We start from the raw sequence: 646 nt of genomic DNA on the forward strand, positions 1-646 counted from the left end.
ATCCAAAGGACAATCCAATGCATATTTAGTCAGCCGATAAAGTAATCCACGTAAAATAAACAATTTAGCGAGATATGTTTGCCTTTCGGGTAGGCCAAATTGTAATGACAATTCGTATACTTTAGTCAAATCATAAAAAACCTTTTCATTGACTATCTGAGTACAAGATGGGTTATCCTCATCATCTCGCCCACGATAAAGATAGCTGATATGTGGCGTTGTTGAAATATGATTGGCTTTATACATTGCCTTCATTACAAAGATCCAGTCTTCAGCCAACTTTATTCCCACAGGAAATTCAATATTATTTCTTAATAACAAGTTCCGTTTATATAATTTTGCCCAGGGAGCCGGAGTTTTAATAAGTATCGAGTGATGGAAAAACTTTACTTTCCGTAGAGCCGCACTGGCAACTTCAGCATGTTCTTCTATAAACCAACTACGTCTTGAGTTAAAAGCCTTGCTATGAGAAACGATGACCTCTGAAGCTGTTTCTTTTGCCAGTTTATATAATGGCGAGAGAGCATCTGGAGGTAATAAATCATCAGAGTCCAAGAAAAATACATACTCACCAGAAGCAATGTGGATTGCATTGTTTCTTGCTACAGACTGACCGGCATTTTCTTGCTGTATAAGATATATATTC

The 646-nt window shown here is 37.0% G+C and carries 1 protein-coding gene; it reads right to left on the minus strand.

Features of this window, described 5'->3' with window-relative positions:
• The coding region (locus tag LD28_RS22500) for a glycosyltransferase family 2 protein (protein ID WP_156120234.1) at positions 1-646 on the minus strand (646 nt) is incomplete at both ends.

It is taken from the genome of Aeromonas finlandensis (assembly GCF_000764645.1).
GTDB classification, from domain to species: Bacteria; Pseudomonadota; Gammaproteobacteria; order Enterobacterales; family Aeromonadaceae; genus Aeromonas; species Aeromonas finlandensis.